Origin of the sequence: Bradyrhizobium sp. 87 (genome assembly GCF_023073015.1) — a bacterium.
GTDB lineage: Bacteria > Pseudomonadota > Alphaproteobacteria > Rhizobiales > Xanthobacteraceae > Bradyrhizobium > Bradyrhizobium canariense_D.
Window position 1 is genome coordinate 28974 of the sequence record NZ_JADPIQ010000121.1, and the last position, 11864, is coordinate 40837.

Here is an 11864-nt window from a genome sequence, read left to right on the forward strand (position 1 = left end):
CCCGTCGCAAAACCACCTGATCCGGCGGTGTGTGCCTATTCGCTGCGTTCGATAAAGATCTCGACGCGCCGGTTCTTGGCACGTCCCTCGGGCGTTGTGTTGCTGGCAATCGGCGCATCTGCTCCTTTGCCCTCGACGTCGACGCGCGAACCATCGTTCAAGCCAGGTTTCAGTGCCGCGGCAACCGCCTTGGCGCGCTCGACCGACAACTCGAAATTGGTCGGGAAGCGGACTGTGCGGATCGGCGAACTGTCAGTATGGCCGACGACCCGGATCCGTCCCGGCTCCTTGTCGAGGGTTGCTGCGACGCGGAGAGCGATCGGCTTAAAGCCGTCGAGGATGGTCGCTTGGCCCGACGCAAACAAGGCCAGGTCGCAGACCCTGATCACGATGAAGCTGGGGGTCTGGTCCGCCGTCATGGCGCAGGCGGTGTTCTCCTTCGCGAGCGCATTGCGGATGCGTTGCAACTGGGTAATGCGATCCGGCGGCGGCGGAGGCGGCGGCGGTGGGGGTGGTGCAACGACCTGACGCTTGAGTTCGATCGGACCGGCCGGATGGAGCGCGAGCGCCACCTCAGCAGCATTCTCTGCCCGTCCAGCGAGGAGCGTCCGCAGAACGAAATAGGACCCGGTCAGCAGCGCGGCGACCACGGCTGCCACGAGCCAGACCGGAACACGCAGACGCTGCCGGCGCCCCGCCAGCGCCTGCCCGCGCCAGTTGGGCGACAGGTCGCTCATCGTTTTCGGTCTGACCCGGCGCAGCAATTCATAGAGGTTGCGCTGGATCAGTTGCAGGTTCGCAAGTCCGCCCCCTGACGTCCGGTGGATGCCCTGAAAACCAAGCGCAAGGCAGGCGTGCTGAAGTTCGAGGACCGGATAGTTGACCAGTGGATCAACCTTCAAATGGTCGAGGATCTCAAAGAATCGGACGCCGCCGACACGCTCGCCGAAGAACCGGCTCAGCATCGAATATTGCGTCCAGACGTGACGCTCTTCGGTTGGGATGTGCTGCACGATATCGTCAGCAGTGGCACACAGGATGTATTTTGCTGTGTTGGCCTGGTGCTCGGAAATGCCCGCTGAACGGATGTCCTTCTCAAAGAATTTGATCGCGTCTGCGACCTGCTCCATCAGGCTGGCGAATGACGCTCGCATGAGCGCCACACGCAACCGACCGAGCAGTTGCAGCAACGGGCCCGCAGCGCGCATCACCGGATTGGCATTTGGCGCGACCAGATCGTCAACGCGCAACGGCGGCCCTGGCGGCATCAAGGGTTGCGGCACCTGGCCTTGCGCGGGTGTCGAGATCCATTCCTCGGCTGGATGGCTGGCCGGCGCGGAGGCGTAGTTCGAGCCCTGTGGAACGGGCGAAAAGGATGGTGGTGGGGCCGGCGTGCCGGGAGAGGGTACGGGTGATGGCGAATAGGCTGGGCGTGCTGCGGGCCCGCCGCCCGGCGGAGGTTGAGAGATCGGCGCCGGCGGCAACTTTCCGCCGGGGTTGGGACGGATGATCGTCCGTTCGCCCCGCCCGAAAGGATTGACCGGCTTGTCCTTGTCGCTCATGGCCTGTCTTCCAGGATAGCCCAAAGATACAGCTCAAGCTCGGGCCAGTCGCCGGAAAAATGCATTCCGATCGACGCAGCCGTACTGAACTCGGGCCACAGCGGTGACTTGCGGTCGAGATAGAAATAGACGTGATCCGTGATGGCCCGGATATGCGGCGGCGGCGTCGGCAAATGCGCCAACGTGAGGCCCGGCAGGTTTGCGTGCACGATCTCGTTCATCTTTGTGTTCGGCCCGACCTTGAACAGGTGCGGGAAATCGTTCTGGATCTCCACAAGCGGCCGCCGTGCGGCAACTTCCAGCACCAGGGTCGCATTTCGGAATAGCGCTCGATCGCGGATCGGCGATACGAACGCATTCTGTGCGCGCTCGATGATCTCCAGGCGGATCGCCCGCCGACCCAGCCGCGCGCTCAAGAAGTCCTGGATGTCGCTCACCAAGGGTGTGAAGACGTTCTCGAGATCGTCGTGATTGTACGCCGGATAGTTGCGCGCCCGCCGTTCCGCCGTGGAAAACGTCGCAAGTTCACCCGCGAACCTCAGCAATTCCTCGTACAGGCGCTCCGGGTGAACGCTGCCGGAGCGCTGGAAATGAGTCAGCACGGGAATGGTACGGTTCAGCACTTGCAGGACCAGATAGTCGACGCTCTGCAACCCACCACCGGATGATGGATCGACGGCGTAACGCGCCAACTCGTCGAGTTTAGTCTCAACCCAGCCGATGATGCGGTTGAGCCAGCCATCGATGATCGGATGCGCGGCGCAGACCAGCATCGGCGGCACGAACTTGTCGTCGAACAGGATGTTCTTGTCGCGCACCTCCAGAATGCGCGCGATGCCCAGGCCCATGTATCCGGGCTTGCTCGTCTTGCGCAGTTCGAAAGACAGGCGCGGATAAGCGATGTCGATCTCTTCCTCGATGCGGAGCGCCGAGGTCGAGTCGATGAAGGTTTCCGAAGTGCGAACATAACGACTGGCGCTGTCAGTGCGGTCCTCGTCGACCTCGCGGGTGTTTGGCGCCGCGACCGGCATCATCAGCCAGACGATCTGGCCTGCAGCCGTCTCCGGCACTTCGATCGATTCGGGTATTGGGCTGTCCGCAGGGATATCGAACGGCGTACCGTCCGGCATGAGGCCGGACGCACTGCGCACCGCGAATTTGCTCTGTTCGGTAAGATCCCTATCGATCTCTAGCTCGGCAAAGCCCCAAGGGTATGGTGTCGTGTAGCGAACGCGCTTTTCCAGCAAGTGTTCGATGTAGCGGTCGTTCTGCTGCAGATGATGCGGCCGCAGAAACAAACCTTCCGACCAGAAGACCTTGCTGTACCAAGACATTCCTATATCCACTTAGAAATTGTAGGCAACCTCGTGGTCGCCGAGAGTTTACTTTGAGCCGGGCTTATCACCGCGGTCGTAATAGTTCGAGAAAAGCAACATAAAGGTTTCGATCGGGGCGTTGTTGTCGCGGCCAAGATGCGCTTTCCAGCGCGTCAAGAACTCGTCCCAGAGTTTGCCCTTGTTCGTGCCGAGCCAGGAGCTTGCGCCACGCTGAAGCTCGAGCTCGCGCGCCATCAGCGTCGGATCTATGCCCGCAATCAGCTCATGGACAGCGTGCTGCATCGCCATATAGGTTCTCAACTGATGTGACTTGAGATCACTGAAGCCCTGTGCAAAGGCGCGCTGTGCATCGAGATAGCTGCGTGTCGGCGGCCCAAAGAGAATGCGCATCGCTTCCTCCGAGGTCGGCGAGAATTTCAGCGGATTATTTTCGAGGGCTTGGACGGTGGTCTGGCTGGTGCTACGGGTCAGCTGCTTGGCTTGGGTTCGCGCTTGCAGCAGCGCCATCAGATTGTCCACGGTCATACGCAAGATGATGCCAAGCTGTTCGGCGAGTTCGGCATCGGACTTGCTGGCGAAGAAATTCTCCGGCAATCCCGCAGCGCGCGCCACCAGTCGCGCGAACTCGGTACCACCGACTGGCTTGGCCGCGACAGGTCGCTCGTCTGCTGCTTGCGCCGTCTCGACCTGCGGGTGCGATGGCGATGTTGGCGGCTGGGCAGCGACTGGTTCATCATCGATCCAAACCGACGGCCGGCGTGGAGTCGGGATGGCTTGCGGGCGCTCGACTTGCGGTTTCGGCGCGGTGACCGGACCGGCTGCCCAGTTCATGTCATCGTCCTGCACGGACGGTTGGGACGTAGACGTCGGCGATGACCATCGAAATGGGTCTACACCCGGCGCCGGCACGCTCGCTGCCCAATCAAGGAACCCCGGATTGACGGGCCGCGCCGCCTCGCGTGGCTTCTTCAACAGTTGCGGATCGATCGGCGGCGGAACGTCACGATCGGCCGTCCAAAGCTCTCCGTAATCCGCATGCTGCTGGACCGAGGGTTCGTGCAGTTGCGCCGCTTGATTTGGGATACGCCCGCCAGCCTCATCCTCCAGCGAAACTCCGATGATGTAGTGGCCGATCGTGAGCCGATCGCCGTCGCGCAAGCGGTGCGGCCCCCGCATGCGCTGGTCGGCACCATTGAGAAAGGTGCCGTTGGTCGAGACGTCGTGCAGCCAATAGCCACCGTCGCGAAAGTGCACCTCGCAATGCTTTCCGGAAATAGTCCGCGCCGGATCCGGCAGCGTCCAGTCGAGGTGTCGGTCCCGGCCAATATCGACCGAACGCCTGCCGGTGACCGTAAACGTCACAGGTCCGCCGTCCGGAAGATTCGGTTCGTTCTCGATATTAAAGCGAAGCACCATCACATCGTCTCGTTAGCGCGGAGGGCGCGGTTCGCCGCGTGCCAATTGAATACCATCCTCCAGGCACGACGTCATTATCTGGTCCCGGAAGTCACGGGGGAGCCGGCAGAGGCCAATCAGCAGTGCTGTACGCACCGCCCGTGCGGCCTGATCTGGCTTGGCTTCCACGGGCGCAAATTCCGGGGGAACCACGCTTCCGCCGGACCAGCCGGCCGCCAGCGCCAGCCACGTTGCCGGCTGCTCAGGATCGTTGGCATTGCCGACAGCCAGCGCCTTGTTCCGGGACTGCTCGTCCGGTTGCCGGACCCAGGTCTCCACAATATTGAGCGACCTGCTATCGCTGGCATCGAAATGATCGAACATCCGCCGCAGAGAGCGACATCCCCAGCCAATTGCCACACGCCTTGGAAGTAGGTATGCACAATAAGACACGGCCGGGTGCCAATTGCACGCGTCGGCGGCCTCCTGAAGGAAATCCAGCGAAGGCTTGTCAGCGTCGGCTCTGCCGACATCATAGCGCGCCAACGGATAGGCCTGAAACAGATCCTGTACCGTTCCGAATCGAACCTGCCCCATGATCGTCAGCCGACAAGAGTTGGAGTGCCGTGAGCGACCAGCGGACCGCCGGCAGCAAGCGCCATGCCGGCCTGCGCTGTCATGGCGATCGTCGGCGCGTTGATGACGATGCCCGCCGGGGTCAGGATAATCTGGCTGGGACCAACCTGCAGGGTGATATTGGCGCTGGCCGTGAGCGTGATGCTGATGCCCGCATTGACAGACTGGTCCATGGCCAGCGTGATGTGTTGACCGCCCAATTCGATATCGAGTTTGTCATTGCCTTTCTTGAGCGTGGTCTTGCGGGTATCGCCGCCGAATGCAGCTTCGCCGATGGTCCGTGTCTCGGTGTCCCGGACCGTCACGTCATGGTCCTTCTCGGCATGCACCGTGATCTTCTCGGACCCCTTCTTGTCCTCGAAGCTCCACTCGTTGAAGCCGCCGCCACCTTTGGTGGAGTCCGACTTCAAGCCGCCAATCGTCTTTTTCGACGGCAGATCGTAAGGCAGCTTGTATTCGTCGTTGTACACGGTGCCAATCACCAGGGGCCGGTCCGGATCCCCTTCCAGGAACTCGACAACGACTTCCTGTCCGACACGCGGAATGATCTGACCGCCCCAGCGCTTGCCGGACCAAACCTGGGCGACGCGCAGCCGGCACGACCGCTTCTTCTTGCGATCCCAGAAAAAGCGGACATAGATTTCGCCGAGCGACTCGACGTCGATTTCCTCGCTCGAATTGTCGTCTTTGGTCACTACCTTGGCAGTCTGGATGCCATTGATCCTTGGCTTCGGCGTCGTCATTGGCGCTCGAAACGGCCGATCGCTCGGCAGAAACTCGTAGCTGCCGAAATAGACGTGTTGCCCGGCGTCGCTCGGACCTCCGGTGCGATAAGATTCGATCGAGAACGAGTGCGTGGCTCGCACCACGAGATATTCCACGTTCTGCGAATCCTTGGAGTGCTTTTCAAGCTTCGTTAACCCACCGGGAAACAGGTTGACGGCGTCGCCGTTGCCGCGGCGCCTTCGGTCCATTGCCTGCTCGGCCTGGAGCTGGATCTTCGCGTAGCGCTCGCCGTCGGATTTTTCCTTGAACTTCCCTGGATAGTCGTAAAACTCCATCTCCGACCGGGTGTAGTGCTCGGAGCCCTTGGCGTCGCTGATCATCTGCGCGTTGGGCTTTTGATAGTTGTAGTCGTTAAGCTCGATCTTGCCGGTTCGAAACCGGCGCTCCGAGACCCATTCGTAGATATGCTGCTCGCCTCGACGATCGGCCCCCGTTAACGGGATATAGGGAATCGTAGCAAGACCGTTGATCGGGCTATGCGACGATTTGGAATCCGCCAACACCAGCGTATGTTTGCCGCCCTCGTGTTTGAAGAAGTAGTAGATGCCGTGCTGTTCCATCAGCCGGCACACGAAATTCATGTCAGTCTCGCGGTACTGAACGCAATATTCGAGCTTCGGACAGGACCCCTCTTCGGTCAGTTTGGATTCATAATCGGTGAAGCCGCGTTCGTTGAACACCTCCTTGATGATGTCGGGCGCTTTCTTGTCCTGAAAGATCCGGCAATCGGTGGTCCGCGACAACAGCCAAAACCAGGGCCTCAGCACGATCCGGTAGCTGAAATAGTCGTTCCTTACCCCGAGCCACTGGGCCTCCGTCAGAATGCCACTGAACTCGCGCTCCTTTTCATGCAGCTTTATGGTCAGCGTGCATTGCTGACCGATGGCTCGGTCGAAGTCGAGGTCGGCATCCTCACTGAGACACTCTATGCGATACTCGAACAGTTCGCTGAGACCTTCCGAGCCCTCGAATCCGGCAAAAACCAGAACGTCCTTGCCAAGAGGCGTCTTGAGTTCGCAGAGGCGGGTATCCTGAGTAAGCTGGCCCATGTGGGCTTAAACTCCCTCCTTCGATCGAATGACCCGCTGCAAAGAGCTGATCAGACGTATGCAAGATCCGCGGAAATCCTGCCCCGCCAATTGGCAGTGCCGGCAAGTCCGCCCCGGGGCTGGCCTCCTGACGTTTCACGACAGCCGTCCAAAGAACCACCCCGGCCATCAAGTAGTCGGCTCCAAGAGCTTGCCGGTTCACGGGAAAATGGCATGATCTTCGGGAATGAACCAAGATCAGCAGGCATCTGACCCATAGGTATAGAATCGGATCATGCGCCCCGCGCGATCCCTTAGTCGTCACGGCTCGGCAGCGGGGCCGTGACCGAGCAGATGGACGATCCTCGCATGCTTGATGTCGCCTCCCTGACGCTGCCCATTACCGCTGACGATCCCTGCGGACCGGATCTCGACGCCATCGGAGACGTCCAATATCTGAACTTCTTCGCAGGTGCGGAATCCCTGCTGCCAATGTCGTTCTTCGAGGTCGTCAATGCCAATGGGGAGCGTGGACGCTTCGATCCAAAGGCAGTCGATTTTGCCGGCCAATTTGCCGCTGCACAGCCCCTCCTGGCGCGTACCCGCGATCTGCGCCTAAACCTGCTGCTCGCGAAGTTTTCAATCCTCAACCGCGATCTCGACGGCTTTCTTAACTGCCTGAGGGCGACCAACTTGCTGCTGCGCGAGCAGTGGGAAGCAGTACATCCGAGGGGCGAGAACGGCGACTACGCGCTTCGGGCCGTCACGGTCGAAGCAATCGACGTGTTTCCGACCGTGATCAACCCGCTCCAGTTCCTCCCCCTGATCGAGAACCGCAGACACGGCAACCTCAACTACCGTGCCTATCAAATCGCGCAAGGCGAAATTCCCGCCGGCGATGCCGACGCCGACGGGCTCGATCTCGCGACCATCGAGCGCATCGTCAGCGAGACGGATCTCGATACTCTCAAGGCAATCAGCGCGCGGTGCTCCGCGGTCGCTGCTGAAATCGCAGGTATCAAGGCGACCTGGCGTGAGAAGATGAATTCGGGGCAACCTATCAGCCTCGACAGGCTCTCCGGCTTGGTTGACGGCATGGCTGCCTGGCTTGCGGGTCTTGTCGCGTTGCGTGATCCGGTGGCGATTGCCGCAACTGCGGAAGATGCCGGTCCCGTCGATACGCAGGTGCAGTTGGACGCAACCACGATGTTTGCTTCATCTGCACAGGCGTCCGCAGCGCTCGGCGCAGCGGCCGCCTATTTTGCCCGAATGGAACCATCCAACCCGGCGCTGTTGCTGGTACGTCAAGCGCAGGAGATGGTCGGCAAATCATTTATTGAAGTGATGCGGATGCTGGTGCCGTCCCACGTGGAGAGCGCTGCCATCAACATCGGACGGGACAAAGTCTTCGACCTGCCGATCGAACGGATGGCGGAGCTCGCGACCCCGCTCTCATCAACGACGGATGAGAGCGCCCAAGATATTGTTATTTCGGTGGAAAATAGAGCGCAGGCCTTGGGTCTGCTGACGAAGGTGGCGTCGTTTTTCCGAACCGCGGAGCCGTCCAGCCCGATCCCCTTTTTGGTCGATCGCGCGCGCGACCTCGCACAGCGGGATTTCCTCAGCCTTCTGAATGATGTCCTTCCTGAGGGCGCTCTCAAGACAATCGACAAATCGTATTGAACCACCTTTCTCTCGAAGGCACTAACTGGACATAAGAATGTTTTGCCGACCGCAAGTTGAGACGCCTTAGTCAATCTGCGTCGTGCAATTTGGCTTCTGATGCGATTTCGCAGGGAGGGGAACCATGGCTACTGACAGCGGTCAAAAATTCATTCGACGAAACCGCGCACCACGCGTGCACATAACATACGAGGATCCTTACGACGCCGAGCGGCTGATCGAGCTGCCGTTCGTCATGGGCGTCCTCTCCGACCTCTCCGGCAATAACCCCGGCATCGAGAAGTCGAAGGTCGAGGAGCGTAAGTTCCTCGAGTTCGATATGGACAATTTCGACAACCGCATGGCCGCAATCCAGCCCGGCGTGACGGCGCGCGTCGCCAATCGCCTCAGCGATGGTTCCGACGAAAAGATCTCGGTCAACTTGCGCTTCAACAAGATGGCAGACTTCACTCCGGTGGCAGTCGCCCGCCAGGTGCCGGCCACCGCCAAGCTGCTCGAGGCACGCGAACAACTCGCCAACCTGCTGCGCTACATGGACGGCAAGGTGGCCGCCGAGGACCAGCTGAAAAAACTTCTCGCCGATCCTCAACTGATGGCAGCGCTGCGGGAACGCGCGACAAGCCAGTCGAGCGAACCTGGCACCGAGAGCTAAGGAAGGAATGGGGACCATGGCAAAAGAAGCTGTTCACACAGAGAGCCCTACCCAAGTCAAAACCGTCGAAGCTGATGAGTTTGCCAGCCTGCTAAAGCAAAGCTTCAAACCGCGCACTGAACGTGCAGCGACCGAAGTCGAAAACGCCGTATCCACGCTCGTTCAAGAGGCGTTGAAGGACACAAGCGTCATAAAGTCGGACGTCCTCGACACCATCGAGGAGATGATCGCGCGGATCGACCAGAAGCTGACCGCGCAAATGAACGAGATTCTTCATACACCTGAGTTCCAGGCAATCGAAAGTGCGTGGCGCGGTCTCCACTACCTCGTCTTCAATTCCGAGACCGACGCCAACCTGAAAATCCGGGTGATGAACGTCTCAAAGAACGAGCTGTATCGAAATCTGCGGCTTTATCCCGATGCACGCTGGGACCAGAGCCCCCTTTTCAAGCAGATCTATGAGTATGAATTCGGCCAGCTGGGTGGCGAGCCTTTCGGCTGCCTGATCGGCGACTATTATTTCAGTCACCTCCCCACCGATGTGCAACTGCTCCGCGATCTCAGCAAGATCGCAGGCGCCGCACACGCCCCCTTCTTCAGCGGCGCCGAGCCGACGCTGATGGGAATGGACTCTTGGACCGAGCTGTCCAACCCTCGGGACATCGGCAAGGTGTTCGACACGCCGGAATATGCCGCATGGAAGGGACTGCGCGATCAGGACGACTCGCGCTATCTCGGCCTGTGCATGCCGCGCGCGCTCGGCCGCCTCCCCTACGGCGCGAAATCGGAGCCCGTGGAAGAGTTCGCCTTCGAAGAGGAGACGGACGGACACACCGGCGACAAATACGGCTGGATCAACGCCGCCTACGCAATGGCCGTCAACATCAACCGCGCCTTCAAGGAGTTTGGCTGGTGCACGCGCATCCGCGGTGTGCAGTCCGGCGGTGAAGTTATCAACCTGCCGACGCACACGTTCCCGACCGATGACGGCGGCGTCGACCTGAAATGCCCGACCGAGATCGCCATCAGCGATCGCCGTGAGCACGAACTTGCGAAGGCGGGCCTCATCCCGCTGATCCATCGCAAGAACACCGACAAGGCGGCGTTCATCGGCGCTCAGTCGCTCTACAAGCCGAAGAAGTATTTCGGCGAGAAAGGCGTGGATGCCACCGCCTCTGATAACCTGTCGTCACGACTGCCCTACATGTTCGCTGTGTCTCGCTTTGCGCACTATCTGAAGTGCATGGTTCGCGACAAGATCGGATCCATGAAGGAGAAGGATGAGCTGACGGTCTGGCTGCAGACCTGGATCAACGAGTACGTTGATGCCAATCCAGCCCTGTCGTCAGAAGCTCAGAAGGCGCGCAAGCCGCTGGCCGCTGCGAAGGTAGAGGTCATAGCAAACGAGGAGAACCCGGGATATTACAACGCGCGCTTCTTTCTTCGTCCACACTTTCAGTTGGAGGCGATGGACGTCGGCCTCAGTCTGGTTTCGCGCCTTCCCGGCCCCGGCTCCTGACGCCGCAGCATCGCAACCGTAACATGCAGAAATTTGAAAGGACTATGCTATGGCTGTCGACATTTTCCTGAAACTCGATCCGATTAAGGGCGAGTCGCTGGACGACAAGCACAAGGACGAAATCGATATTTTGAGCTGGTCTTTCGGCGAGAGCCAGTCAGGCACTTTCCACAGCGGTTCGGGCGGCGGTGCCGGTAAGGTCAGCATCCAGGACCTGCACTTCACGCACTTCGTCGACAAGGCCACGCCGGAGCTTTTCAAAGTCTGTGCGAACGGCAAGCACATCGATACGGCGATCCTCACGGTGCGCAAGGCGGGTGAAAATCCGCTGGAGTATCTCAAGATCGAGATGAAGCACATTCTGGTCACGAGTGTATCGACGGGCGGATCGCACGGCGAAGATCGCCTCACTGAAAACGTGAGTCTGAATTTCGCCAAGGTCAAGATGACGTACAAGACCCAGACGGAAAAAGGCGGCGCTGGAGCGGCGCCGGTGTTTGGCTGGGACGTTCCCGCCAACAAGGAATGGGCCTGATCGTCGGCTTCTGCTTGGCGTTGGTTGCGATTAGCTGAGCCGGCGCCGCACGGTGCGATTGCGTTGACGTCTCGGCGGGAGCGGTTACGAGCACGACCGCCTGCCGAGGCGACAACCATCCTGGAGACCAGCTGATGCTCCGCGAAAGGGCATAGCGGGCCCGGCATCTTGGGGAAGGTAAATGACCATTACTCCAAAGAGGGATCGTCTCTCTCCCCCGCTAATGCTGGCCTTTCGCTTGGCTCATGAAGCTCGCGATGCGCGCAAGAAGCTCAATTTGCGCGATGAATTCGGTGAACGGGTCATTGCCGGACGGCGTAGCGCCGGCCGCTTTCCCATCTCGGAAACGCTGTTGCGGCGGGAAATCTCTCATGACCTTGAAGCCCTTCTCAATACCATTGCTCTGGAATCGACTTTGGATCTGAGCGACCGGGATTGCGTCCGGAGATCGATCTTGAACTACGGCTTCCCCGATATCGCCCACCGCTCGATCGACGAGGTTACGGACGACGAACTCACCGACGCGTTGCGCGAGACGCTAGCGACCTACGAACCCAGACTCGACCGCAAGACGATTCGGGTTCGTCGCGACGGCTCGGTCGGCCCTGAGCAGCTGAAGCTGCGCTTCATCGTTCACGCCGACCTCAAAGCTGAGCCGCTCAACGTCCCCGTGGAATTTGTCGCCGACGTCGATCTCGACAGCGGCGACATCCAGATCAATCGACTTTAGC

The 11864-nt window shown here is 60.0% G+C and carries 10 protein-coding genes; 5 read left to right on the forward strand and 5 right to left on the reverse strand.

What is annotated here, in order from left to right:
• Positions 1 to 35: 35 nt before the first annotated feature.
• The 5 genes from tssL to tssI all read right to left on the reverse strand — a co-directional run bounded on the left by tssL (position 36) and on the right by tssI (position 6765).
• Positions 36 to 1268: a type VI secretion system protein TssL, long form gene (gene tssL, locus IVB50_RS30170; RefSeq protein ID WP_256374429.1), complete on the reverse strand. Its 1233-nt coding sequence runs from the start codon at positions 1266 to 1268 to the stop codon at positions 36 to 38.
• 290 nt (positions 1269 to 1558) lie between these two features.
• Positions 1559 to 2896, reverse strand: coding sequence for a type VI secretion system baseplate subunit TssK (gene tssK / locus IVB50_RS30175; protein WP_018457628.1), 1338 nt, complete (start codon positions 2894 to 2896; stop codon positions 1559 to 1561).
• A 48-nt stretch (positions 2897 to 2944) separates the two neighbouring features.
• Positions 2945 to 4315: a type VI secretion system-associated FHA domain protein TagH gene (gene tagH, locus IVB50_RS30180; protein WP_018457629.1), complete on the reverse strand. Its 1371-nt coding sequence runs from the start codon at positions 4313 to 4315 to the stop codon at positions 2945 to 2947.
• A gap of 12 nt (positions 4316 to 4327) precedes the next feature.
• Positions 4328 to 4891 carry a hypothetical protein gene (locus IVB50_RS30185; protein WP_026233412.1) on the reverse strand — a complete coding sequence of 188 codons (564 nt, stop codon included), beginning with the start codon at positions 4889 to 4891 and terminating at the stop codon, positions 4328 to 4330.
• Between the two features lie 5 nt (positions 4892 to 4896).
• The gene (gene tssI, locus IVB50_RS30190; protein WP_018457631.1) at positions 4897 to 6765 is read right to left on the reverse strand and encodes a type VI secretion system tip protein TssI/VgrG; all 1869 of its coding nucleotides are present in this window, start codon (positions 6763 to 6765) and stop codon (positions 4897 to 4899) included.
• A gap of 321 nt (positions 6766 to 7086) precedes the next feature.
• On the opposite strand from tssI, the gene IVB50_RS30195 reads away from it, so the two are divergent.
• From IVB50_RS30195 to tssE, 5 genes are all read left to right on the forward strand, one after another.
• On the forward strand, positions 7087 to 8427 hold the full coding sequence (locus IVB50_RS30195) for a type VI secretion system ImpA family N-terminal domain-containing protein (protein ID WP_247298971.1): 1341 nt from the start codon (positions 7087 to 7089) through the stop codon (positions 8425 to 8427).
• Positions 8428 to 8551: 124 nt separating this feature from the next.
• On the forward strand, positions 8552 to 9079 hold the full coding sequence (gene tssB / locus IVB50_RS30200) for a type VI secretion system contractile sheath small subunit (protein ID WP_026233414.1): 528 nt from the start codon (positions 8552 to 8554) through the stop codon (positions 9077 to 9079).
• A gap of 16 nt (positions 9080 to 9095) precedes the next feature.
• Positions 9096 to 10598, forward strand: coding sequence for a type VI secretion system contractile sheath large subunit (gene tssC, locus IVB50_RS30205; RefSeq protein ID WP_018457634.1), 1503 nt, complete (start codon positions 9096 to 9098; stop codon positions 10596 to 10598).
• 49 nt (positions 10599 to 10647) lie between these two features.
• The gene (locus tag IVB50_RS30210) at positions 10648 to 11133 is read left to right on the forward strand and encodes a type VI secretion system tube protein Hcp (RefSeq protein ID WP_018457635.1); all 486 of its coding nucleotides are present in this window, start codon (positions 10648 to 10650) and stop codon (positions 11131 to 11133) included.
• A gap of 181 nt (positions 11134 to 11314) precedes the next feature.
• Positions 11315 to 11863, forward strand: coding sequence for a type VI secretion system baseplate subunit TssE (tssE, locus tag IVB50_RS30215; RefSeq protein WP_026233415.1), 549 nt, complete (start codon positions 11315 to 11317; stop codon positions 11861 to 11863).
• Position 11864 lies beyond the last annotated feature (1 nt).

Excerpts from the sequence above, each read along its gene's own strand:
- tssL (WP_256374429.1), bottom strand. The coding sequence starts at position 1,268 with ATGCCGCCAGGGCCGCCGTTGCGCGTTGACGATCTGGTCGCGCCAAAT.
- tssK (WP_018457628.1), bottom strand. The coding sequence starts at position 2,896 with ATGTCTTGGTACAGCAAGGTCTTCTGGTCGGAAGGTTTGTTTCTGCGG.
- tagH (WP_018457629.1), bottom strand. The coding sequence starts at position 4,315 with ATGGTGCTTCGCTTTAATATCGAGAACGAACCGAATCTTCCGGACGGC.
- IVB50_RS30185 (WP_026233412.1), bottom strand. The coding sequence starts at position 4,891 with ATGGGGCAGGTTCGATTCGGAACGGTACAGGATCTGTTTCAGGCCTAT.
- tssI (WP_018457631.1), bottom strand. The coding sequence starts at position 6,765 with ATGGGCCAGCTTACTCAGGATACCCGCCTCTGCGAACTCAAGACGCCT.
- tssB (WP_026233414.1), top strand. The coding sequence starts at position 8,552 with ATGGCTACTGACAGCGGTCAAAAATTCATTCGACGAAACCGCGCACCA.
- tssC (WP_018457634.1), top strand. The coding sequence starts at position 9,096 with ATGGCAAAAGAAGCTGTTCACACAGAGAGCCCTACCCAAGTCAAAACC.
- IVB50_RS30210 (WP_018457635.1), top strand. The coding sequence starts at position 10,648 with ATGGCTGTCGACATTTTCCTGAAACTCGATCCGATTAAGGGCGAGTCG.
- tssE (WP_026233415.1), top strand. The coding sequence starts at position 11,315 with ATGACCATTACTCCAAAGAGGGATCGTCTCTCTCCCCCGCTAATGCTG.